The 23,967-nt window shown below is 59.0% G+C and carries 19 protein-coding genes, 2 tRNA genes and 1 pseudogene; 6 read left to right on the top strand and 16 right to left on the bottom strand.

Translation table 11 applies throughout. The annotated features are described in order from the left end of the window. The first annotated feature begins 89 nt into the window (after positions 1–89). Complete coding sequence (locus JFU47_RS01370) at positions 90–383, top strand: hypothetical protein (protein WP_201180288.1); 294 nt, start codon at positions 90–92, stop codon at positions 381–383. Between the two features lie 902 nt (positions 384–1,285). On the opposite strand, the gene JFU47_RS01365 is transcribed toward JFU47_RS01370, so the two are convergent. The 4 genes from JFU47_RS01365 to JFU47_RS01350 all read right to left on the bottom strand — a co-directional run bounded on the left by JFU47_RS01365 (position 1,286) and on the right by JFU47_RS01350 (position 3,562). Next, complete coding sequence (locus JFU47_RS01365; protein WP_140678202.1) at positions 1,286–2,608, bottom strand: tyrosine-type recombinase/integrase; 1,323 nt, start codon at positions 2,606–2,608, stop codon at positions 1,286–1,288. Positions 2,609–2,780: 172 nt separating this feature from the next. Next, positions 2,781–2,867: transfer RNA gene (locus JFU47_RS01360), tRNA-Leu, on the bottom strand. A gap of 195 nt (positions 2,868–3,062) precedes the next feature. Beyond that, positions 3,063–3,136: transfer RNA gene (locus JFU47_RS01355), tRNA-Cys, on the bottom strand. Between the two features lie 204 nt (positions 3,137–3,340). Next, positions 3,341–3,562 (bottom strand): DUF3079 domain-containing protein, encoded by a 222-nt coding sequence (locus tag JFU47_RS01350; protein WP_033055179.1) that lies wholly within the window; start codon positions 3,560–3,562, stop codon positions 3,341–3,343. Positions 3,563–3,734: 172 nt separating this feature from the next. Here JFU47_RS01350 and JFU47_RS01345 point away from each other — a divergent pair, with 172 nt between their 5' ends. The 5 genes from JFU47_RS01345 (at position 3,735) to JFU47_RS01325 (ending at position 7,283) form a co-directional block, all read left to right on the top strand. Further along, positions 3,735–4,082: a hypothetical protein gene (locus JFU47_RS01345; RefSeq protein WP_201180287.1), complete on the top strand. Its 348-nt coding sequence runs from the start codon at positions 3,735–3,737 to the stop codon at positions 4,080–4,082. A gap of 93 nt (positions 4,083–4,175) precedes the next feature. Beyond that, positions 4,176–4,706, top strand: coding sequence for an iron transporter (locus JFU47_RS01340; RefSeq protein ID WP_008153602.1), 531 nt, complete (start codon positions 4,176–4,178; stop codon positions 4,704–4,706). Further along, positions 4,707–5,039, top strand: coding sequence for a cupredoxin domain-containing protein (locus tag JFU47_RS01335; protein ID WP_201180286.1), 333 nt, complete (start codon positions 4,707–4,709; stop codon positions 5,037–5,039). It begins immediately after the preceding gene. A 22-nt stretch (positions 5,040–5,061) separates the two neighbouring features. After that, on the top strand, positions 5,062–5,916 hold the full coding sequence (locus tag JFU47_RS01330; protein ID WP_201180285.1) for an FTR1 family iron permease: 855 nt from the start codon (positions 5,062–5,064) through the stop codon (positions 5,914–5,916). After that, positions 5,904–7,283, top strand: coding sequence for a 4Fe-4S binding protein (locus tag JFU47_RS01325; RefSeq protein ID WP_201180284.1), 1,380 nt, complete (start codon positions 5,904–5,906; stop codon positions 7,281–7,283). The genes JFU47_RS01330 and JFU47_RS01325 overlap by 13 nt, the downstream gene beginning before the upstream one ends. Before the next feature lie 29 nt (positions 7,284–7,312). Here the strand turns inward: JFU47_RS01325 and JFU47_RS01320 are convergent. From JFU47_RS01320 to JFU47_RS01265, 12 genes and pseudogenes are all read right to left on the bottom strand, one after another. Continuing rightward, positions 7,313–8,930 (bottom strand): annotated as a pseudogene (locus JFU47_RS01320) (methyl-accepting chemotaxis protein). Positions 8,931–9,023: 93 nt separating this feature from the next. Next, positions 9,024–9,719, bottom strand: a complete 696-nt coding sequence (locus tag JFU47_RS01315; protein WP_201180283.1) for an anaerobic ribonucleoside-triphosphate reductase activating protein — start codon at positions 9,717–9,719, stop codon at positions 9,024–9,026. Continuing rightward, a complete protein-coding gene (gene nrdD / locus JFU47_RS33260; protein ID WP_017338867.1) occupies positions 9,716–9,883 on the bottom strand; it encodes an anaerobic ribonucleoside-triphosphate reductase in 168 nt (55 codons plus the stop codon). Before nrdD ends, JFU47_RS01315 begins: the two co-directional genes overlap by 4 nt. A gap of 32 nt (positions 9,884–9,915) precedes the next feature. Continuing rightward, positions 9,916–11,931: a ribonucleoside triphosphate reductase gene (locus JFU47_RS01305; RefSeq protein WP_201180282.1), complete on the bottom strand. Its 2,016-nt coding sequence runs from the start codon at positions 11,929–11,931 to the stop codon at positions 9,916–9,918. Between the two features lie 388 nt (positions 11,932–12,319). Then, positions 12,320–13,312 carry a GTP 3',8-cyclase MoaA gene (gene moaA, locus JFU47_RS01300; protein WP_201180281.1) on the bottom strand — a complete coding sequence of 331 codons (993 nt, stop codon included), beginning with the start codon at positions 13,310–13,312 and terminating at the stop codon, positions 12,320–12,322. A 25-nt stretch (positions 13,313–13,337) separates the two neighbouring features. Further along, positions 13,338–14,297: a peptidylprolyl isomerase gene (locus tag JFU47_RS01295; RefSeq protein WP_140678185.1), complete on the bottom strand. Its 960-nt coding sequence runs from the start codon at positions 14,295–14,297 to the stop codon at positions 13,338–13,340. 10 nt (positions 14,298–14,307) lie between these two features. Beyond that, on the bottom strand, positions 14,308–14,988 hold the full coding sequence (narI, locus tag JFU47_RS01290; protein ID WP_123366638.1) for a respiratory nitrate reductase subunit gamma: 681 nt from the start codon (positions 14,986–14,988) through the stop codon (positions 14,308–14,310). Next, a complete protein-coding gene (gene narJ, locus JFU47_RS01285; RefSeq protein WP_140678183.1) occupies positions 14,981–15,736 on the bottom strand; it encodes a nitrate reductase molybdenum cofactor assembly chaperone in 756 nt (251 codons plus the stop codon). The genes narI and narJ overlap by 8 nt, the downstream gene beginning before the upstream one ends. Before the next feature lie 2 nt (positions 15,737–15,738). Next, a complete protein-coding gene (gene narH / locus JFU47_RS01280; RefSeq protein ID WP_123366640.1) occupies positions 15,739–17,277 on the bottom strand; it encodes a nitrate reductase subunit beta in 1,539 nt (512 codons plus the stop codon). Between the two features lies 1 nt (position 17,278). Further along, the gene (locus JFU47_RS01275) at positions 17,279–21,052 is read right to left on the bottom strand and encodes a nitrate reductase subunit alpha (protein ID WP_140678179.1); all 3,774 of its coding nucleotides are present in this window, start codon (positions 21,050–21,052) and stop codon (positions 17,279–17,281) included. Positions 21,053–21,121: 69 nt separating this feature from the next. Next, positions 21,122–22,519 (bottom strand): NarK family nitrate/nitrite MFS transporter, encoded by a 1,398-nt coding sequence (locus tag JFU47_RS01270; protein ID WP_201180280.1) that lies wholly within the window; start codon positions 22,517–22,519, stop codon positions 21,122–21,124. Then, entirely contained in the window at positions 22,497–23,801 is a 1,305-nt protein-coding gene (locus JFU47_RS01265) for an MFS transporter (protein ID WP_201180279.1), read from the bottom strand. The genes JFU47_RS01270 and JFU47_RS01265 overlap by 23 nt, the downstream gene beginning before the upstream one ends. Positions 23,802–23,967: the final 166 nt, after the last annotated feature.

Raw genomic sequence — 23,967 nt, 5'->3', positions numbered from 1 at the left:
GTTGATGTGAGCTGAAGCCTTTGCAAAACCCTCAGGGTGTCACCTAACACTCCCTTGCTATGGTCTCGACCTATCAAAGGAGCGAAATCATGTGCCACCTTCAACTGAGCAACGTACAAACCACCAACCTTTACCAGCTCCAAGCCATCAGCCACGGCCTCCTGCAAGACCGTGTCGGCACCATCAGCCGCTTTCACCTCGCGGTCGAACTGTCCGACCGGCTAATGTCACTCAACGCGGGCCAACTCTGGGCCTTGGTGGCCCATGCCGTCCACCACATACTGTTCCCCCCGCGCCCTGACCTGATGGATCTGATCAAACTGCCCCTCCCACTGATCGGTGCCTTGGGCACGGTGCACAGCACAGCCACCCGAGCGCACTAAGGCCAAACCATGGACACACGTCGCGCCAAACACGCTCTACAGGCACTGGGACTGGCACACGCATGCGCAGGTTTGGCGCGCGACCGGTCACGGTGCAACGGCTCAAGCATTTGTTGCCTCGCAACCTCAGGCACTGGTTCTTTCCAAAGCCTGAGGACACGCCGCGTGGTTGTGCCCCTGCTCCACGGAATGGTATCCACGCGCCAATGCCTTGAATCGTGGGGAGGCCTCTATTTTTGTTGAGCTCTTCCATGGCTTAGTTGATGCCGTGGAGATGAAGGTATACTGAATGCCATCCTGATCCATCATGGCCTCTGTCAGGAATCGCCACTCGCGATCGCTCGTGAACCTGATGCTACTGGGGGCAAAACTGGGGGGCATATTTGAAATTTTCTATCTGAAAATATTGTTCTAGAGCCCAGTCAAAATGTTCTTTGGAGAGCAAGAGTTTGACTGTAAATAACAGACTCTAGACTCGCAGCGCTTTGTACGCGGAGCAAGAGCCATAGCTGGACTTACAGAGACAATCGGCAGTACCGGCGGCAGGGATGGATGGTGGCGCATTCAACTCAAGCGCGTCATTTTTCCTTCGTAGTTGAGATGTCTTGCCAAATGGTGCTCTCCTGCGCAATAAAAAATCCGACTCAAGGGCAGCGTATCGCGATCATTAGCCCGTAGAAATCAGATGTTGACCGTCATTTTTCGAGTGTCTTCCGGTGCCTCATATGGCGCAAGAACTCCTGCCCTCCAGCGGCAACTCGAAAAACAACGAACTCCCATCAGGAGCACTCAAGTGTAGCGGTAACATCCATCGTCACCGCTCGAAGTTAACGCCTCAGTTTGAGCCCAGGGCACTACACACGATCCGCTTGGTCACGTCGAAATTATCCGAAGTGAGGGCATCAATTGGCGAACGATCTTTTTGTCGCCAATCGAGTGACATTCTCGCCGGCCAGATTCGCAAACTCATGAGGCGTGACATGCTCCTGAAAATTCGCCGTAAGGTACCGGCTCCACCAGTTCATGATCAACCGACGCTCCTCAATGAACTCTGCCTTGTGAATGTAGGCAGCTCGAACGCTGTTGCGCTCTCTATGACTCATTTGCCTTTCGATGGCCGTCTCAGACCACAGACCTGACTCGATCAGTGCGCTACAGGCCATTGAGCGGAATCCGTGACCACAAATGTCTGTCTTCGTGTCGTATCCCATGGTGCGCAACGCTTTGTTCACGGTGTTTTCTGACATCGGCTTCCAGGCCCTAGCATCACCGGCAAACACCAGGTCGAATGTGCCAGTGAGGGTGTGGATCTGTTCAAGCACGGCCACAACTTGCGGCGATAAAGGCACAAGATGAACATCGCCCGCCATTTTCGTCCCCCGTGTTGAATGGCGTACGTCCTCCAGTTCCGGCCGAGTATCCGGGATCTCCCATACGCAACGCTTGAGGTCGAACTCACACCAACGAGCGAAACGTAACTCACTCGAGCGAACAAACACGTGCAGCGAGAGCATGAGCGTTAGCCGGGTCAGCTCTCGGCCCTTGTAGGCATAGATTCGTGCCAGCAATTCAGGCAGGCGTGACAGGGGCAATGCAGGCCGATGGGAGACTCGCGGCGCTTTGATCAAGCCCTGAAGATCGTACGCAGGGTTTATCGGAATAAGACGAAGGCGTTTTGCCTCACGCATAATACTTTGCAGGTATCTTTGTACCCTTAAGGCGACGTCAATCGTTCCACGTTTTCTGATCGCCTCCAAAGGTTGCATCAGATCATAAGTATCGAGATCAGCAATCGCGCGAGCACCGATAAACGGGAACACATAGTTATTCAGACGGTTGAACACATTTTTGGAATGGTCGGGAGTCCATCTGGCCGACATGTTCTTGTGCCAGTTCAACGCAACGCTTTCAAAAGTACGGCCGTTAACAGCATCTTCCGTTTTGGCTTTACGCTTGTTCTCGACGGGATCAATGCCGTCTGCGAGCATCCGCTTCGCATCTAAACGCTTCTGGCGAGCTTCGGCCAGGCCAATTACGGGATAGCTGCCGAGGGAGGTCAACCCCTCCCGGCCGTCAGGCTTTACATACCTGAGACGCCAGCCTTTACGACCATTGGGTTGAATTAGGAGATAGAGACCATCACCGTCGAAAAGCTTGTAGGGACGGTCCGTTGGCCTTGCTAAACGGCAAGCAGCGTCGGTAAGCGGAGCAGTTGTGCGCGACATAAGGGTATCATCCTTAATCGAACCAAAGACTACCCCTAACTCTACCCTCTAAATGACTGGATTCCAGAAGAATGGACGAGAATCCGACGGAATGCTAAAACGAAAAAACCCGCCAGAAGGCAGGTTTTTCAAGGCTTCCAAAGAACTCAAAAGCGCTCAGTGGAATGCAAGATGGTGCCCGAAGCCGGAATCGAACCGGCACGCCCTTACGAGCGGGGGATTTTAAGTCCCATGCGTCTACCAGTTTCGCCATTCGGGCGGTAGCGCGGTGAAGCAGTCTGAAGACTGTCAAATAACGATCTGGCAGTTCTGACGCCTGTGCAGCAGAGGGGGAAATATATACATCCCGCTCCGGCGAAGCAAGTTCGCGACTGGCCTTTTCAAGACTAAATCTTGCAGGACAGTGCAAATAAAAAAGCTCCGTAAATCATAGATCTACGGAGCTCGTTTAAAGTGGAGGCCGAGGTCGGAATCGAACCGGCGTAGGTGGATTTGCAATCCACTGCATAACCATTTTGCTACTCGGCCTCAAACATCTGATGTCATGTAGCACAACATCAAACGCGTACAAACTTGGAGTAAGATTCTCGATCTAACTCCTTGAAAACATTGAGCTTTTTCAGCGGTCAGTGCTTTCGATGGCGTGAATTATGTACTGATTTCCCGAGGCTGGCAACCCCTTGATTTCAAAAAAAATTCCGTCAGGTGGTTTCCATGTTTCAAGGGGGTTGTTCAGCCCTTCAGGCCGGGATCGTCGGTAACGTCTTCGACCGCGATCAACGGCTCAATACCCCAGTCCCCATGCAGATACCAATCGTCTCCGATCATTTCGGCTGGATGCATTGTCCTGTCGGAGCCATTGCCGCACGCCAGGGAATTGGCTGGACAGTATCTATCGCAGCCCCAGCAAATGCGCTCGGGGTGCTTGGGACTGATGGGAAAATTCTTGGCCATGTCGATCCCCGGTTCGCTTCTAGGATGAGCCTCCAACCTACATTGCTCGCGCAAAAGTGACCTTGATACGGATCAAGGTACGGCTAAGCTTTGTCCTGCCGGGAATTCGACTACGTCAGAGCGTTTTCCCAGTCCTTGGGCAGCCACATAAAAACACCTGGAGAAGCTTCTTATGCCTGGTAAAAAGCCATCTGCCGGAGAACAGAGCCCTGTTCGATTGTCGACCTGGGATGATGAAGGCGCGGAAAAATCACTCGAAGCTGAAGCATTTTCCTCTCCCCCCGAATTGACCAATGCAGAACTGGTCCACCTTCGTGTCCGGGTAATTGCCCTGGAAAACCTGGTCATCGCGTTACTGACACAAGGTTCGGATCAACAGTTAGCCGTCGCCCGCGAAATGGCCGCCTACATTTCACCCCGGCCCGGCTTCACCCAGCACCCTCTGACGATTCACGCGGCTGCGCAGATGAGCGACAGCGTCGACCGCGCCGAGCGGTTTCGAAAGCGTTCCCAGGCATAGGCTTAATCACTGAAAACTTGATAACAATCATTATTGTTTGCAAGAAAGCTTCCTACACTCGGGCTCTTACTCGTCAGTGCCCTGGAAGACATCATGCGTACGACCTTTTCGTTGTCACTCGCCCTGCTCTTGCTCACACCGTTGGCTCAGGCCAAGGAATACCCGATCGGGGAACCACAATTGTGTCCGGGGCTGGAAGTCGGGGCGGTGTATTTGCAGCCGATCGAGATGGCGCCTGCCGGGATGATGCGGGCTACCGCAGATTCCGATGTGCATCTGGAAGCCGATATTCGCGCCACGGCGGACAATCGACAGGGCTTTCAGGAAGGCAGTTTCGTGCCTTACCTCAATGTCTCGTTCAACCTGAAAAAACAGGGCAATGAGAACGAACTCAAAGGCGATTTCCACGCCATGGTCGCCAATGACGGTCCGCACTATGGCGACAATGTAAAGCTGCTCGGTCCAGGCAAATATCAGCTGACCTTCACCGTCCTGCCACCCGGCGGTCATGGGTCCCTTGGCCGCCATACCGATAAGGAAACCGGCGTAGCCCCCTGGTTTGAACGCTGCGAATTGCATTACGAGTTCATCTACGCCGGTATCGGTAAAAAAGGCGGCTATTGAATGAAGCGCCTGCAGATTGCCTGGCTGATGCTCGCCGGAGCAGTTGCGCCGTTCATGGCCTATGCCCAATTACCGAGCTATGAACTCAGCCTGCGCGATGGCCACTTCACTCCCGCCCAGTTGGAGGTGCCGGCCGGTCAGCGCTTCAAGATCATCCTGAAAAATATCGGGCAAGGCCCAGCCGAATTCGAGAGCACGCCGTTGCGGGTTGAAAAAGTGCTGTCGCCGGGCGTGACAACCTTCGTGGTCATTCACCCGCTCAGGCCCGGCCACTACCCCTTCTTCGACGAGTTCAATCCACAACTGCCCGAGGGCGGCATCCTCGCGAAATAACCCGTTCAAACACGGAGCTTTCATGAATCAATCAATGTTCATTGTCTGGCGCGAAAGCGTCGAGGCGCTGCTGGTGATCGGCATTCTTCAGGCCTGGGTCAGCCAGCAGCATCAGGGTGATCGACTGGCGAAGTACTTGTGGGCAGGCGTCGTGCTGGGGTTGATGCTCTCGGGCCTGCTGGCGGTGTTGATTCTGTTTGCCGGTGAGACCATGAGCGGTTCAGCCAGCGAGTGGTTCCAGGCTGCACTCGCGCTGGTGGCCAGCCTGCTGATCGTGCAAATGGTCGGCTGGATGCACCGCCACGGGCGCACGCTCAAGCACGATTTGCAACGGCACGCCGATAGCCACCTGGCCCGGCAAGGTGGCGCAGGCCTGTTACTGCTGGCCATGCTCGCCGTCAGCCGCGAAGGCAGTGAAACGGTGGTCTTTCTCTATGGCGCCGGTGCTCAGTTACGAGGTCCGCAGCTCGGTTTGTTTGCCATCGGCGGCGCAATGGGACTGGTGCTGTCGGCGCTGACCATTGCCCTGCTGCACAGCAGTCGCCGGTTCATTTCGTGGCAGCGATTCTTTGCCATCAGCGAAGCTGTTTTGCTGGTACTCGGCGCGGCATTGCTGGTCAGCGGCACCGAGAGAATTGGCGGTCAATTACTCGCCCTGGACTTGCCGGAGGTGATGTACAGCCTCGTGGGCGATGCGCTTTGGGACAGCAGTGCCTTGCTCAGTGACAGCCATGGACTGGGTGGTTTTCTTGCCGGATTTGCCGGTTATCGCGCGACGCCCAGCGCCATGACGTTACTGGTGCTGGCGGGTTATTGGCTGACCGTCGGCGGATGGCTGCGTCAACGTGCTGCGGAAAAAGTCCCATGCCTGAGCTGAGTCGCCACAATCGTTTACTCCAGCGCCTTGGCGACGTCATGCGTCGTCATGCGCCCGTCATTCGTGCCGTGCAGTGGGTCGTTGTACTGTTTTACGCGTTGTTGTTGGTGATCCCGGCGGTGTTGCCGCTGCCGGACAGCCAGGCACGGCTGCTCGATAACCTGACCCTGTTCGCGCAGTTTTTGTTCTGGGGCATTTGGTGGCCGTTCGTGTTGCTGTCGATCGTGCTGTTCGGACGCCTCTGGTGTGGCGTTCTCTGTCCGGAAGGTTCACTCAGCGAATGGGCCAGCCATTACGGCAAAGGTTTGGGTGTGCCGCGCTGGTTGCGCTGGGGCGGCTGGCCAACCCTGGCGTTCTGCCTGACGACCCTCTACGGCCAGTTGATCAGCGTCTATGACTACGCCCAGGCGGCGCTGTTGATTCTGGGCGGTTCGACCGTCGCCGCGGTCATCGTCGGGTTGCTGTTCGCCCGGGGCAAGCGGGTCTGGTGCCGTTACCTGTGCCCGGTCAGTGGCGTCTTCGCCCTGCTCGCCCGACTGGCGCCCGTGCATTTTCAGGTCGACGAACAACGCTGGATGGAAAACGCCGCGCCACGCCTGCCGCCGCCCAACTGCGCGCCCTTGCTCGATATCCGTCGCATGCAAGGCGCCAGTGACTGTCATGCCTGCGGACGTTGCAGCGGACAACGCGGCGCCGTTCAGTTGATCGCCCGCTCCAGCAATCAGGAGATTCTTCACGCGACAGCGCAGACGCTGTCACCGTGGGACGCGCGCTTATTGCTGTTCGGCGTTATCGGCCTGGCCATGGGTGCGTTTCAGTGGACGGTCAGCCCATGGTTCGTCGCCCTCAAACAAACCCTCGCCCAATGGCTGGTCGAGCACGACCAACTCTGGGCCCTGGAGGACAACGCGCCCTGGTGGCTGCTCACCCACTACCCGCAGCTCAACGACAGCTTCAGCTGGCTCGACGGTTTCAGCATCGTCGTTTACTTGAGTTTGAGTTCGATGGTGTTGGGCACGGCGTTGATGATCCTTCTGCGCCTGACAGCGCGACTGGCGCAAGATCCTGCACTGTATTGGCCCCTGGCGCTGACACTCACGCCCTTGGGTGGTGCGGGATTGTTTCTCGGACTGTCGGCCACAACGGTGAAATTGCTTCGCTATGAAGGGCTGTTGCTCGAGTGGGTACTACCGGCGAGGGCCTGTTTGTTACTGGCCGCGATGGGCTGGAGCCTGTTGCTGAGTTGGAAACGGCTGGACCGCGAAGGCATTTCCCAGGTTCGTCGCTGCGCTGGCAGCACTTGCCTGTTACTCGCCATCGGCTTGGTAGGGTTCGGCTGGTGGTTGCAATTCTGGGGCTGGGCCTGAGCCCCCGACACAACCACCCACCGAATCAACTAGACCTTAAAACGCGCCACCGTCTGGTGCAGTGCCCCCGCCATCTGCGCCAAATCGTGACCCGCAGTGTGAGTATGTTGGGCCCCCAGCAAGACCTGCTCGGACAAGTTGCGAATCCCCATCAGATTACGATCCACCTCCCGCGCCACCAATGCCTGCTCTTCCGTGGCACTGGCAATCATCATATTGCGCTCGTTGATCTGCGAGATTGACCGGGTGATCTCATCCAGTGCATCGCCCGACCGTTGCGCCACTTCAAGGGTTGCGCGCACCAGGTTGCTGCTGCTTTGCATGGCCGTCACCGCATGGCCGGTATCGAGACGAATGTTGCCGATCATCTGCTCGATTTCCTGGGTGGACTCTTGAGTGCGATGCGCCAGGGCGCACTTCATCGGCGACCACGGCAAAACCGCGTCCGGCATCACCCGCACGGGCTGCTTCAATGGCCGCATTGAGGGCCAGCAGATTGGTCTGCTCGGCGATGCTGCGAATCACATCCAGCACCTTGCTGATGTCCTGCACCCGACCCGCCAGTTGCTCGATGCGCTGTGAGGTGTCGGTGACGCCATCGGCCAGTGCGCCGATTGAAACCACGGTTTCCTGAACCTGTTCACGCCCGCGCTGCGCGGTTTGCTCGGACTGCCGCGAGGCCTCGGAGGTGCTGACCGCATTGCGCGCCACTTCATCGACCGCAGCGGTCATCTGGTTCACAGCGGTGGCGGCCTGCTCGATCTCCAGCCCCTGCAATTGCAGGTTGCTGCTGGTCTGGCTACTGACCGCACTGAGCTCTTCGGAGGAACTGGCCACCTGGTCCACCGAGGTCGCAATGTGCCTGACCATGGCATTCAGACTTTGCTGCATCTGATACATGTTCATCATCACGCTGCCGCCGGCACTTGAGCTCACGGGCACCTGAATCGTCAGGTCGCCTTGAGCGATCTGACTCAAAAATCGTGCGGCATCATCCGGTTCGCCGCCCAATGGACGGGTCACACTGCGCGTGACGATCACCGCCGCAGCGATGACCAGCGCCACACAGAACAAAAACAACCCGAGCATATTGCGCCGGGCATCGCTGTACAGTGCCTGCGCCGACTGTTCCCGGTCGGCGAATATTTTGCCTTGCAGCGCCATCAACTGATCCAGGCTGCCATAAACCTCGCGTTCGGCCGGCACGACCTTTTGTTTCAGCTGTGCCATGGCGTCATCGAAGGCCCCTTGCCGGATCAACACCTGCACTTGAGTGAACGCCGCCACGTAGGCTTCGCGATTCTTCTTCAACGCGGCATAAGCGGTTTTGCCCTCTGGCAAATAGAACAACGGTTCAAGCGTTTCGAGCGCCTGGGTGATCCGTTTCTTGGTGGCGTCGATTGACTGCTGCACTTGCTGATTGTCTTTGTCGATCAGCAAATCCCGGGTGTTCCTGGCGTTATCACGTACGCCGGTGGCGATGACCATGATCGGATCGATCTTCGGCCAGTCCTGCTTGACGATGACGACTGCCTGTTCCTTGAGCGTTGCCAGATCGTGCAACGCGTAAAACGCCATGCCCATCAGCGCCAACGGCGCGATGGCAAAGCCGATGACGATACGTTGTGCTGTGGTTAATTTGGCCATATCAAATGCTCCCTGTTTGATACCTGCCGATTGGCAGCGCATTTGAAAACCTAATGATGGATGTCACCGTTAAACGTTGATTCGCAGCCACGGTTACCCCCGTAACACGAAAGCGGGAAACAGCTCGCGCATGGCTTCCCATAAGTCAGGTAGCAAGGCTTGTGCCGAAACGCTTGGCAGCAGCGGATCGAACATCCGCTCGGTGCGGACCAACTGCACGGCGAAGCGTTTGACGCCGAGTTCGCTCAAGCGCTTGGCGAGGATCAGCAGACGCGCCGGTTCGAACAGATGCCAATGCACGGTGGTGCGACATTCGTAGTCGACACCGCTGGCCAGCAGATACTCAAGGCTGCGCCAGTTGGCCGTTCCGCTGCCCTCGACCCGGGTGATCGCCTGGCAATCCTCGGGCAACGCCTTGACATCGAAACCGACCCAATCGGACCCGGTCAGTGCCTTGGCGAACGCCGCGGGCTTGATGCCGGCGCTGTGCAGACCAATGCGAAATCCCATCGCCCGCACCTCATCCATGGCGTCGAGCAATCCGTCCTGCAAGGTGGGCTCTCCACCACTGAACACCACCGCATCGAGCAGGTCCTGGCGCCGTTGCAGAAACGCCAGCACCCGCCGCCAATCCACTTCGTCTGTGCCACGAGGCGGGATCAACTGCGGGTTATGGCAGTACCGACAACGCCAGGCGCAACCCTGGCAAAACAACACGCAGGCGAGCTGTCCCGGATAGTCGATAGTGGTCAGGGGCACCATGCCCCCGACCCGTAGCGTTCGACTCATTGGCGCCCGGCCAGCGCCGCGCTTTCAGTGAAGTGCACCCGCTCGCGGTGCTCCGACTGTTTGCCTGGATTGAACGCCGACACAGGGCGGTGATAGCCCATCACCCGGGTCCAGACTTCGCAGCGTTGACGTTGAGCCTGGGGCAATGTTTGCGATGCAGTCATGGTGAAGCTCCTTGCAGTTAAGGGGATCGAAATCAATGAACGGTGCCCAGCTTCTGTTCTTGCAGCAGCAGGACCTCGTCGCACTTGGGGCAGAACTCATGCTCGCCATCGAGGTAGCCGTGCACCGGGCAGATGGAGAACGTCGGGGTCACGGTCAGGTACGGCAGGCGGAAACGGCCAAGGGCTTTGCGTACCAGTTGCTTGCAAGCCTCAGTGGAAGAAATCCGCTCGGCCATGTACAGGTGCAAGACCGTGCCGCCGGTGTATTTGCATTGCAGTTCGTCTTGAAGTTCCAGCGCCTCGAAGGGGTCTTCGGTGTAGCCCACGGGCAGTTGCGAGGAGTTGGTGTAATACGGCGCTTGCGGGCTGCCGGCCTGGAGAATGTCGGGGTAGCGCTTGAGGTCTTCCTTGGCGAAGCGGTAGGTCGTGCCCTCGGCCGGCGTCGCTTCCAGGTTGTACATGTGGCCGGTTTCTTCCTGGAATCGCAGTAACGTGGCACGCACATGATCGAGCATCTTCAGGGCAAACTGCCGGCCGTGCTCGGTGTGCATGCCCTCCTCGTCGCCGGTGAAGTTGCGCAGCATTTCATGCATGCCGTTGAGGCCGATGGTGGAAAAATGGTTGCGCAGGGTTCCGAGGTAGCGCTTGGTGTACGGGTACAAACCGGCATCCATGTGGTGCTGAATCACCTTGCGCTTGACCTCCAGGCTTTCCATCGCCAGTTCCATCAGTGTGTCCAGGCGCTGCAGCAAACCGCTGGTATCCCCCTTGAACACATAGCCGAGCCGCGCGCAGTTAATGGTGACGACACCGAGCGATCCGGTCTGCTCCGCCGAGCCGAACAAGCCGCCGCCACGCTTGAGCAACTCGCGGACATCCAGCTGCAAACGGCAGCACATCGAGCGCACCTGATTGGGTTGCAGGTCCGAATTGAGGAAGTTCTGGAAATACGGCAAGCCGTAACGCGCGGTCATCTCGAACAGGCGGTCGGCGTTTTCACTGTCCCATGGAAAGTCGTGGGTGATGTTGTAGGTCGGGATCGGAAAGGTGAACACCCGCCCTTTCGCATCGCCGGCCTGCATCACCTCAATGTAGGCGCGATTGAGCAGCTCCATTTCGACTTGCAGGTCGCCGTAGGCAAACGGCATTTCCTCACCACCGATGACGGGTATCTGCTCACGCAAATCCTGCGGGCACACCCAATCGAAGGTCAGGTTGGTGAAAGGCGTCTGAGTGCCCCAGCGCGAAGGCACGTTGAGGTTGTAGATGAACTCCTGGATCGCCTGCCGCACCTCCTGAAAACTCAACTGATCCTTGCGCACATAGGGCGCCAGGTAGGTGTCGAACGAGCTGAACGCCTGGGCGCCGGCCCATTCGTTTTGCAGGGTGCCGAGAAAATTCACCATCTGCCCCAGGGCACTGCTCAAGTGCTTCGGCGGGCCGGCTTCGACACGCCCCGGCACACCGTTTAGCCCTTCGTGCAACAGGGTGCGCAGCGACCAGCCCGCGCAGTAACCGGCGAGCATGTCCAGGTCGTGCACATGCAAATCCGCCTCGCGGTGGGCCTGGCCGATGGCCTCGCTGTACACCTCGTCCAGCCAGTAGTTGGCGGTGACCTTGCCCGACACGTTCAACACCAGGCCGCCCAGGGAGTAACCCTGATTGGCGTTGGCCTGGACCCGCCAGTCTTCACGGTCCAGGTATTCGTTCATCGAGGTCGCCACTTCGACCATGGTCCGCCGGTCGCGGCGCAAGCGCCCGTGCTGTTCGCGGTAGACGATGTAGGCGCGCATGGCGAGGAAGTAACCGGCGTCCATCAACACCCGCTCAACACGGTCCTGGATTTGCTCGACATGCAGCCTCGGCAACCCTTCAAGCCTGGCCAATACCGCCTGAAGCAAACCTTCGACCTCAACCTCGCCGTACTCCTCCGTCGCCTTGCCGGCGGCGATCAATGCCTGACGGATTTTGTCGGCATCGAAGGCGACCTGACTGCCATCGCGTTTGTGCAAGCGGTTACATCCTACTGCGATCAGCGTGCTCTGCATTTGGCCTCCAGACACTACATATAGACTTAAACAAACTTAAAACCACAACATGCAGTGAAGGCTACGGACAAAGTGCTGATCTGCAATTGATCGACATCAAGATTTGCCGGCAAAAAAACCGCCCAAAGGCGGCAAAGGGAAACTATTGAAAGGGCCAGAATAAACACTCGGATCTGAAATCCAACCTCACCCCAGCCCTCTCCCCAGTGGGGAGAGGGGGGAAGGGAGCAGATCTCCATGTGCTTCTATACCTGAGCTCGACTCGGGCTTTCAGGTCGATGTAACTCTAAGAACAACTCGGTCAGTCCCCTCGCCCCTCTGGGGCGGTCCGACGTTTCGGGAGGGTTGGGGTGAGGGGTGGATTTCGGATCAGCACACAGCCCCCGAATCAACCACCACTCATGTTCATGAACCGCACAATCTGCACCTCCCCTCCGGGACTGAAATCATGGCGCAGCGGCTTACCGCGCAACGCCTTCTGCACCGCGTTGATTACGGGTTGATCATCCAGCGGATATCGCCGCAACAATCCGCGTAAATCCAGGGCATCATCCTGTCCCAGACACAGCAACAGCTTCCCTTCAACAGTCATCCGCACCCGATTACAGCTGCCACAAAAGTTGTGACTATTGGGCGAAATGAAACCGATACGGGTCTCAGGATGGCGTTCCAGACGCACATAGCGCGCCGGTCCGCCGCTGTTTTCCGTACTGTCGAGCAACCGATGCCGACTAGCGATCAGCGTGCGCACTTCATCGCTGGAACAAAACGATTCACCCCGGGAACGACCGACGTCGCCCAAGGGCATTTCTTCGATAAAACTGATGTCGATGCGCTGGTCGATGGCGTACTGCACCAACGCCGGGACTTCATCGAAGTTGCGTCCTTTCATTACCACACAGTTGAGCTTGATCCGCTCAAACCCTGCGTCCCGCGCCGCTTCAAGGCCGTTTAGCACCTGGTCGAGATCGCCGTTACGGGTAATCGCCCGAAATTTTTGCCCGTCCAGGCTATCGAGGCTGATGTTCATCCGCTTGACCCCGGCGTCGACCAACGGCCGGGCCAGACGGCCCAGTTGCGAGCCGTTGCTGGTCATCACCAGTTCACGCAAACCGGGCAAAGCGGCGATGTTGCGGCACAGTCCGACAATGCCGGGACGGATCAGCGGCTCGCCGCCGGTCAGCCGGATTTTGCGCACACCCAGGCCAACGAACAGCGTCGCCAAACGCTGCAATTCCTCCAGCGTGAGCACCTGCTGACGCGGCAGGAACGTCATGTTTTTCGCCATGCAATACACACAGCGAAAATCACAGCGGTCCGTCACCGACATCCGCAGATAATCGATCTGCCGCCCAAAACCATCCTGCATCACAGCGTTCATCACTTCTCCCGGTTTGCCTCGATGCTCACTGCACCAGCGGTGAGTCGGCGCCCTGCAAGTGGATGCCACGAATATCGGCGGCACCGATCAGGGTTTGCAGGTATTGCACCAGCGCTTTCTGCCAGACGCCTTGCTGCAACTGCGTGCGGATCGCCGTCGACACCACTTCATAGGGCAACGGCATGCCTTCGATCCGCTGATCGACACTGACCACATGCCAGCCGTAGCGACTTTCCAGCGGTTTGCTGGCCAGGCCTGGCGCCAGGGTGAACAGCTGACGCTCCAGCTCGGGCACGGTCTGGCCCTTGCTGATCTGCCCCAAAGAACCACCTTGAGCCTTCGACGGGCAAGCCGAATATTTCACGGCCAGCTCGGCGAAACTGCCGGGGAATTCATCCAGTTGCTGCAGCAGGACTTCGGCCTGACCCTGCGCAAGCTCGCGGGCCTCGACATCGTCCGGTGCACATTCGAGCAGGATGTGCCGCACCGCCAGCAACGGTGCGCTGTGGAAGCGTCCGCGATTGTTTTCGTAGTAACGCAGACTCGACTCCTCGTCGCACTGCGGCACTTTCACCTCACGTTCGAGCAGCAAGCGCGTAGCCGCTTCTTCTTCGTTCTCACCGGCGCCGATCTCCAGCGACACGCCGAGTTCGGTGATGCGCTGCTGCAACAACTCGCGGATCACCAGTGCCCGGGCGGCCAGGAAGACCGCCTCCTCGCGGCTTTCGGCCGGGTGATATTGCAGCTCCTGGGCCATCGCCTCCGGGGTGATCAACACCTCGTTGACGCTGACGATCGGCCACTCTTGTTCACTGCTGGCGATCAATTGCGCCGGGGCGTCATCGGCCCCTGCGGGCTCAACCGGCAGAGCTTCAAACTGCGCCTGTGCGACCGGCGCGATGTCGAGAACGACCTCGGCTTTTTTAGAAGAACCGCAGCCACCGCTGCCCCCGTTACCACCACCACATCCACATCCACCTGACATGATTGTCTCCTCAGTACTTCTGACGAACGATTTGATAACGACGCCCCAGGTACCAGATCGGTGCGCTGATCATGTGTACGAGACGGGTGAAGGGGAACAGCACAAACAGGGTCAAGCCGAGAAACACGTGCAACTTGTAGATCAGCCCGACCGGCGCGATGGCCGCCGCGGCTTCCACCGGACGCAACAGCACGGTGTTCTGCGCCCAATCGGCGAGCATCACCATCACCGAGCCGTCCATGTGTCCGGTGGACGCGACGATGGTCAGCAGACCGAGCAGCAATTGCGCCAGCAGCACCAGCAGAATCAGGATGTCCGAAGGACTGGAGGTGGCACGGACCCGAGGATCGTTGAGCCGCCGGTTGACCAGCATCAGCAGGCCGATCAGGCACAGCAGACCGAAGAGCCCGCCCGAGACCATTGCCAGCAACTGCTTGTTCTCAGTGCTGATCACGTGGTGATAAATCGACGCCGGGGTCAGCAGGCCGACGAAATGCCCCGCCAGCACGAACAACACACCGATGTGGAAGAAGTTGCTCGCCACGCGCATGCCGCGCTGATTGAGCATCTGGCTCGAACCTGCTTTCCAGCTGTATTGCGACAGGTCAAAGCGGGCCCAACTGCCAATCAGGCAAATGGCCAGGGCGACGTAGGGATAGACCCCGAACAACAATAGATTCCATTTAGACATTGCCTACCTCCTTGGCCGGCACGGCGGCCAGCCCTTCATGCTGAAAATCCACCCAGTGCAATGGCACCGCGCTTTCTTCCCGGGCCTTGCCCGGTGAGCTTGGCAGCGAACTGCAACGGTCCTGCTGTTCGGCCTGGAGGAAGTCCACGGCCTCCTCTTCCCAGATCTTGTCGAGGGCTTCGAGGGAGTCGTCGCGAGGTTCCGCCGCCACCTGTGCCCGCAGGTCGGCGACCGCCTGATGCGGCTCGGCCCCGGCAATTTGCAGCAGTGCCCGGAAGCAGCTGGCATAGGCGCTTTCGCGTTCTTCCAGACGTGCCGCGAGCAAGGCCAGCAAGTGCGAAACATCCGCCAGGCCCTCGCGGGCCTCGATGTCTTCGCGGGTCGACAGGAACTCCAGGTACAGCGGGATGTAATCGGGCAACTCTTTGACGCCGATGGCAAAACCGGCTTCTTCGTATTGCGCCATCATGTCGACCATCGCCTGTCCACGGTCACGGGATTCACCGTGCACATGTTCGAACAACAGCAGCGACAGCGAGCGCCCCCGGCCGAACAGCGCACCGTAGTGCTCCTGCCCGTCCATCAGGTCATTGGCGCAGATCAGTTCGAGCAACTCGAACAACGCACCGCGCTGCTTCGGGCTGATTTCCCGTGACTGGATGATCGCTTGCTCCAGTTCATCGCGACCGCCAATCAGCGTCTCGGTCGGGTAATCGAGCAGCAGCGAAATCACTTTGAGAATTTGCATGCTCATTCCTCCCACAACTGGACGGTTTTCAGGATGTCGCGACGGTTGGCTTTCTTGGCGCCGAACATGTTGGTGTCGGAGCTGCCGCTGCAACCGCTGCCGAAACTGAAACCGCACCCGGAACGCTCGGCGAAGGCGTCGCTCATGGCGTCTTCACGGTGGGCGCTCGGTACAACAAAGCGGTCTTCGTAGTTGGCGATTGCCAGGTAGCGATACATCTCCTCGACCTGGGCCACGCTCAGGCCGACATCCGCCAGCACTTGCAGGTCCTGAACGCCATCGACTTGCTCGGAACGTTTGTAGGCGCGCATCGCCAGCAAGCGTTTAAGCGCACGCTTGACCGGTTTTTCATCGCCCGCCGTCAGCAGGTTGGCCAGGTACTTCAGTGGAATACGCAGGCTGTCGACATCCGGGATCACCCCGTTCATACCGACGGTGCCGGCAGTGGCGGCGTTCTGGATCGGCGACAGCGGCGGTACGTACCAAACCATCGGCAAGGTGCGGTATTCCGGGTGCAGCGGCAGTGCGAGTTTCCAGTCCACGGCCATTTTGTAGACCGGCGAACGCTGGGCTGAATCGATCACCGATTGCGGTACACCGTCTTCCAGGGCCTGACGGATCACCGCCGGGTCATTTGGATCGAGGAAGATCTCCAGTTGTTTCTCGTACAGGTCCTGCTCATTGGCGGTGCTCGCCACTTCGCTGATGCGGTCGGCGTCATACAGCAGCACACCGAGGTAGCGGATGCGCCCGACGCAGGTTTCCGCGCAAACGGTCGGCATCCCGGCTTCGATACGCGGGTAGCAGAAGATGCATTTCTCGGACTTGCCGCTCTTCCAGTTGAAATAGATCTTCTTGTACGGGCAGCCGCTGATGCACATCCGCCAGCCACGGCATTTCTCCTGGTCAATCAGGACGATGCCATCCTCTTCACGCTTGTAGATCGCCCCGCTCGGGCAAGCCGCGGCGCACGTCGGGTTAAGGCAGTGCTCGCACAGGCGCGGCAAATACATCATGAAGGTGTTTTCGTACTCGCCGTAAATGTCCGCCTGGATCTTGTCGAAGTTCTTGTCCTTACGACGTTTGGCGAACTCGGTGCCGAGAATTTCCTCCCAGTTCGGGCCCCACTCGATTTTCTCCATGCGCTTGCCGGAGATCAGCGAACGCGGGCGCGCGGTGGGTTGATGCTCGCCCAGCGGCGCGGTGTGCAGGTGCTGGTAATCGAAGTCGAACGGTTCGTAGTAGTCGTCGAGGCTCGGCAGATCCGGGTTGGCGAAGATGTTTGCCAACACGCGGAATTTACCGCCGATGCGCGGGTTGATCGTGCCGTTGGCATTGCGGATCCAGCCGCCCTTCCACTTGTCCTGGTTTTCCCATTCTTTCGGGTAGCCGATCCCGGGTTTCGATTCGACGTTGTTGAACCAGGCGTATTCCATGCCTTCGCGGCTGGTCCAGACGTTTTTGCAGGTGATCGAACAGGTGTGGCAACCGATGCATTTGTCCAGGTTCAGAACCATGCCGATTTGTGAGCGAATCTTCATCTCAGTTCTCCTCAATATCGGTCGGCAGCGGACGTGGCAGGTCATCGCCACTTGAACCATCGAGCCAGTCGACTTTGGACATTTTGCGCACCACGACGAATTCGTCGCGGTTGCAACCGACCGTGCCGTAATAGTTGAAACCGTAGGCTTGCTGGGCATAGCCGCCGATCATGTGGGTCGGCTTGAGCACGACGCGGGTGACCGAGTTGTGGTGGCCGCCACGGGTCTTGGTGGTTTCCGAACCGGGTACGTTAACGATCCGTTCCTGGGCGTGGTACATCATCACCATGCCGTCCTTGACCCGTTGGCTGACCACCGCACGGGCGGTCAGTGCACCGTTGATGTTGAAGCACTCGATCCAGTCGTTGTCCTCGATGCCGGCGCTTTTCGCGTCGTTCTCCGAGAGCCAGACAATCGGCCCGCCACGGCTGAGGGTGAGCATCAGCAGGTTGTCGCTGTAGGTGCTGTGGATGCCCCACTTCTGGTGCGGGGTGATCCAGTTCAGGACGATTTCCTTGTGGCCGTTACTGCGCTTGCCTTTCACCCCTTCGATGGTGCGGGTGTTGACCGGCGGCCGATAACTCATCAGTTGCTCGCCGAACGCCTGCATCCACGGGTGATCCTGGTAGAACTGCTGGCGACCGGTAATGGTGCGCCATGGAATCCCTTCGTGAACGTTGGTGTAACCGGCGTTGTAGCTGACGTGATCGTCTTCGAGACCCGACCAGGTCGGGCTGGAAATGATCTTGCGCGGCTGTGCCTGAATGTCGCGGAACCGGATGGCCTCGTGGGCCTTGGACAGCGCCAGGTGGCTGTGGTCAATGCCGGTGAATTCCGACAGCGCGGCCCAGGCCTTGACCGCCACCTGGCCGTTGGTTTCCGGCGCCAGGGACAGAATCACTTCAGCGGCGTCGATGGCCGTGTCGATTTTCGGCCGACCCTGGCTGATACCGGCGTCGCCTTCTTTGTGATTGAGTTCACCGAGGAATTTCACTTCGTCGTCGGTGTTCCAGTTGATGCCTTTGCCACCGTTGCCGTTTTTCTCCAGCAATGGCCCAAGCGAGGAAAACTGTTTGTAGATGTTCGGGTAATCACGCTCCACCACATGCAGGTTGGGTGCGTTCTTGCCCGGCTCCGGTGCCACGCCGGCGCTTTTCCAGTCGGTGCCGCCAAACGGTTGGGCCAGTTCGCCGACACTGTCGTGCATCAACGGAATGGTCACCAGGTCCTTTTCAACGCCCAGATGCCCTTCGGACATGCTGGAAAACGCCTTGGCGATGCCTTTGTAGATTTCCCAGTCGGAACGCGATTCCCACGCCGGGTCGATGGCGGCCGACAACGGGTGAATGAACGGGTGCATGTCCGAGGTGTTCATGTCGTCTTTTTCGTACCAGGTTGCGGTCGGCAACACGATGTCGGAATAGACGCACGTCGAGGACATGCGGAAGTCCAGCGTGGTGACCAGATCGAGCTTACCGATAGCGCCCTCGTCCACCCATTCGGCTTCTTCAGGTTTGCAATCGCCGACCTGGCCGATGTCTTCGTTCATCACCCCGTTTTTGGTGCCCAGCAGGTACTTGAGCATGTACTCGTGGCCCTTGCCCGAGGAGCCCAGCAGGTTGGAACGCCAGATGAACATGTTGCGCGGGAAGTTGACCGGGCTGTCCGGCTGTTCACAGGAGAAACGCAGCGAACCATCCTGCAGCGACTTGACCACGTAGTCTTTCGGGTCCATGCCGGCCGCCGCGGCGTCGCGGCAAATGTGCAAAGGGTTAGTGTTGAGTTGTGGTGCGCTGGGCAACCAGCCGGCGCGTTCGGCGCGGATGTTGTAGTCCAGGGCATGCTCGGGGAATTGTGATTTATCGGCCAATGGCGAGAGCACGTCGTGCATGCTCATTTTCTCGTGACGCCATTGCGAACTGTGGGCGTAGAAGAAGCTGGTGCCGTTCATTTGGCGAGGCGGACGGTTCCAGTCCAGGCCGAACGCCAGGGGCAGCCAACCGCATTGCGGACGGAGTTTTTCCTGGCCAACGTAGTGCGCCCAACCGCCACCGGTCTGACCGACACACCCGCAGAGCATGAGCATGTTGATCAGCCCGCGGTAGTTCATGTCCATGTGGTACCAGTGGTTCATCGCCGCGCCGACGATGATCATCGAGCGGCCCTTGGTCTTGTCGGCGTTGTCGGCGAACTCACGGGCAATCTGGATGGCTTTCTCGCGGCTGACGCCGGTGATCTGCTCCTGCCACGCCGGGGTGCCGGGCACCGAGGCGTCGTCGTAATCCTTGGCCACGTTATCGCCGCCGAGGCCGCGATCGATCGCCAGGTTGGCAGCCGACAGGTCGAACACGGTAGCGACTTTGGCCACGCTGCCGTCCGCCAGCACCACGTTATGCACCGGCACGCGGCGGTATTGCACGGCATCGCCGGCCACGTGCTGGAAGTGCTCGTGGGACTCACCGGCAAAATACGGGAACGCCACTTCAGCCACGTCATCGCCAATCAGGCTCAGCTTCAGATCGATCTCACGGCCTTCGCCGCCTTCACGGGGAAGGATGTTCCACTTGCCCTTCTCGCCCCAGCGATAGCCGATGGAACCCTGAGGGGACACCAGTTCGCCGCTGACATCGAGGGCGATGGTTTTCCATTCCGGGTTGTTTTCCTGGCCGAGGTTGTCGGTCAGGTCGCTGGCGCGCAGGAAGCGGTCCGGCTGGTAACCGGCACCCGGTGCCTTGTCGACCATTTGCTTGAGCAGTACCAGCACCGGCAAATCGGTGAAGCGCTTGGCGTAGTCGGTGAAATAGGCGCTTGGTTTGTCCAGGTGGAATTCTTTGAAGATCACATGGTTGAACGCCTGGGCCAGCGCCGCATCGGTGCCTTGTTTAGGGTTCAGCCACAGGTCGGTGAGCTTGGCGACTTCCGAGTAATCCGGGGTGATCGCGACGGTCTTGGTGCCCTTGTACCGGACTTCGGTAAAGAAGTGCGCGTCGGGGGTACGGGTCTGCGGGACATTGGAGCCCCAGGCAATGATGTAGTTGGAGTTGTACCAGTCGGCCGACTCCGGCACGTCGGTCTGCTCGCCCCAGACCATCGGCGAGGCCGGAGGCAAGTCGCAGTACCAGTCATAGAAACTCAGGCACGCGCCGCCGATCAGCGACAGATAACGCGAACCTGCGGCGTAGCTGACCATCGACATGGCCGGGATCGGCGAGAAGCCGACGATGCGGTCAGGGCCGTATTGCTTGATCGTATAGACGTTGGCGGCAGCGATGATCTCGTTGACTTCCTCCCAGTTGGAACGAATGAAGCCACCCATGCCACGCTTGCTTTTATAGGAGTCGGCCTTGGCCTTGTCCTCGACGATGCTGGCCCAGGCTTCCACCGGCGCCATGGTCTGCCGCGCATCGCGCCAGAGCTTGAGCAACGGCTTGCGGATTTTCGGGTATTTGAGCCGGTTGGCGCTGTAGATGTACCAGCTGTAACTGGCACCACGCGGACAGCCACGGGGCTCATGGTTGGGCAGATCGTTGCGGGTACGCGGGTAGTCGGTCTGCTGGGTTTCCCAAGTGATCAGGCCGTTCTTGACGTAGATTTTCCACGAGCAGGAACCGGTGCAGTTCACCCCGTGGGTGGAACGCACGATCTTGTCGTACTGCCAGCGTGAACGGTAAACGTTCTCCCAGTCGCGAGACTCTTTGCGGGTCTCGCCATGACCGTCGGAAAACTCGTTTTGCTTACGGTTGAAAAACCGCAATTGATCCAGTAAATGACTCACGGTGTAGTCCTCTCAGGCTTTGTCGCGGAGTCTGTGCCCCGCCCACGCAATGGTTGGATTCGGGTCGTCTCAGCAGGGTGTCGCGGCGCCTTTGCGCGCGTACCACCACCAGGTCACCACGATGCAGCTCAGGTAAAAGACGACGAACATGTAGAAGGCCATCTCCGGGCCGCCGGTCAGGGCCATCGAAGAGCCGAAGGATTTGGGAATGAAGAACGCACCGAAGGCGCCCATGGCCGAGCTGAAGCCCAGGACCGCGGCCGACTCTTTGCCGGCATTCTTCAGCGCTTGTTCGCGCACGGCGGGTGGTTTTCCTGCCGAGGCTTTTTCGTGCTGGGTGCGGAAGATCACCGGGATCATGCGGAAGGTGGAGCCGTTGCCGATGCCCGTGGTGATGAACAGCAGCATGAACATGCCGAGGAAGCCGTAGAAGTTGCCGCCGGAGCCGTTTTGCGGCAAGAAGTGCAAAACGCAGAAGACCATCACGATCATCAACACGAAGTTCCACAAGGTCACCTTTGCGCCGCCGAGCTTGTCCGCCAGCCAGCCACCCAATGGGCGTACCAGCGCACCCACCAACGGGCCGAGGAAGGCGAATTTCAAGGCAATGACGTCAGGGAACGACGTTTTGATCAGCAACGGAAACGCGGCGGAGAAACCGATGAACGAACCGAAGGTCGCCAGGTACAACCAGCACATCAGCCAATTGTGTTTGCGTTTGAAGATGACGGCCTGCTCGCTGAAAGAAGCGCGGGCACTGGACAGGTCATTCATGCCGAACCAGGCCAGCACCGTCACCAGGACAATAAACGGTACCCAGATGAAGCCGGCGTTCTGCAACCACAACTGACCGCCATCCGGCAGTGCTTGCGGCTTACCGCCCATGAAACCGAACACGCCGAAGGTAATCACCAGCGGTACACAGAACTGCATCACCGAGACGCCCAGGTTACCCAGCCCGGCGTTGAGGCCAAGGGCCGTGCCCTGCTGCGACTTGGGATAGAAGAAACTGATGTTGGACATGCTCGAGGCAAAGTTGCCGCCACCGAAACCGCAGAGCAAGGCAATCAACACGAACACGCTGTAGGAGGTGCTCGGGTCCTGCACGGCGAAGCCCATCCAGATCGAGGGCAACAACAGAGACGCGGTGCTCAGGGCCGTCCAGCGACGGCCGCCGAAGATCGGCACCATAAAGGAATAGAAGACGCGCAAGGTCGCCCCGGACAGGCCCGGCAACGCCGCCAGCCAGAACAACTGGTCGGTGGTGAAGGTGAAGCCGATGGCGTTCAAACGCACGATCACCGTGCTCCAGACCATCCACACCGCAAAGGCCAGCAGCAGCGCAGGAATGGAAATCCACAAGTTGCGCGTGGCGGTCTGTTTGCCGCTACGTCCCCAGAATGCTGGGTCCTCGGGGCGCCAGTCATGAATGACCGGGCCTATGTCAGGCTTTTGCAGAACGGACATGTTCTTCTCCTAGGGCAATGCTGGAAATCGGGGACGGGGTCAGCAGCGGCGCTTTACCCAGCACCGGGCTTTTGCGTATTTCGCTGAAGTACATCCAGGTGAGGGAGACCCAGACCACGCCGTACATCAACATGAAGCAGGAAGAGCGCACGCCGGTGAGGTCCACCAGGGCGCCGAACAGGATCGGCAGCACGAAGCCGCCCAGGCCACCGGCGAGGCCGACAATGCCGGACACCGCGCCCATGTTTTTCGGGTAGTCGTTGGCGATGTATTTGAAGACCGAGGCCTTGCCGAACGCGAAGGCGATGCCCATGACGAACAGCAGCATGGTGAACAGCGCGGGATTGAGGCCGATGTGGAAATCCACCGGACCGTCGATCGTCTGCACTTGCAGTTGGGTCTGGGGATACGAGAGCAGGAACAGGCAGATCCAGCTGACCCACAACACCCACCAGGTCACGCTTTGCGCACCCCAGCGATCCGACATCCAGCCGCCGACCGCACGCAGTACGCCACCAGGCAGGGAAAAACAGGCCGCCAGCAGCGCCGCGCTTTGCAGGCTGAAACCGTATTCCTGCACGTAGTACTTGGTCATCCACAGCGCGAGGGCGACATAACCACCGAAAACGATCGAGTAGTACTGGCAGTAGCGCCACACCGCCGGGTCCTTCAGCGAGCTGAGTTGCTCACGCAAGGTGGCGCCCGTAGCACTGCGGTGGTCCTTGTTTTCAGCGCTGAGGAACCAGAACAACAGCGCAGTAATAAAGAGGATCGCGCTGAAGACTTTCGGCACCAGCTGCCAACTGCCGGCCGCGATCAGCGCGGGGGCGAGAAACTTGGTCACCGCAGCCCCGGCGTTACCGGCGCCGAAGATGCCCATCGCGAAGCCCTGATTCTCTTTGTCGAACCATTTGGCGACGTAGGCGATCCCGACCGAGAACGAGCCACCGGCCAGGCCGACGAACAGGCCCAGGACCAGGAACTGCCAGTAGGCAGTGGCGTGACTGATCAGGTACAGCGGCGCCACGCAGGCCAGCATCAGCAGGAAGAACACGCTGCGCCCGCCAAAGCGGTCGGTCAGCAGGCCCAGCGGCAACCGCACCAGCGAGCCGGTCAGCACCGGGGTCGCGGCCAGCAGGCCGAACTGGGTTTCGTTGAGCTGGAGAAGGTCCTTGATCGGCACCCCGAGCACGGCAAACATCATCCAGACCATGAAACAGACAGTGAAGGCCAGCGTGCTCATGCCCAGCACCAAGCCTTGTCGTACACGCGGTGGGTTCACAAATGCTCTCCAGTCAGTTAGCCATGGCGGCAGACTAGAGAGGCCAACCCCGCAAAAACTTGATCCATGTCAACGAAGCCCTGGGGGGCATGGGCCTATGCTTGCGCGGTCTACCTCTAAGGAGGTAGTGCAGGAAACCCCTAAAACCGTTGGTTTATCAGCGTCT

Source organism: Pseudomonas sp. TH39(2020) (assembly GCF_016650715.1).
GTDB classification, from domain to species: domain Bacteria; phylum Pseudomonadota; class Gammaproteobacteria; order Pseudomonadales; family Pseudomonadaceae; genus Aquipseudomonas; species Aquipseudomonas mandelii_C.
This window is presented reverse-complemented; position numbering and strand designations above follow the sequence as displayed.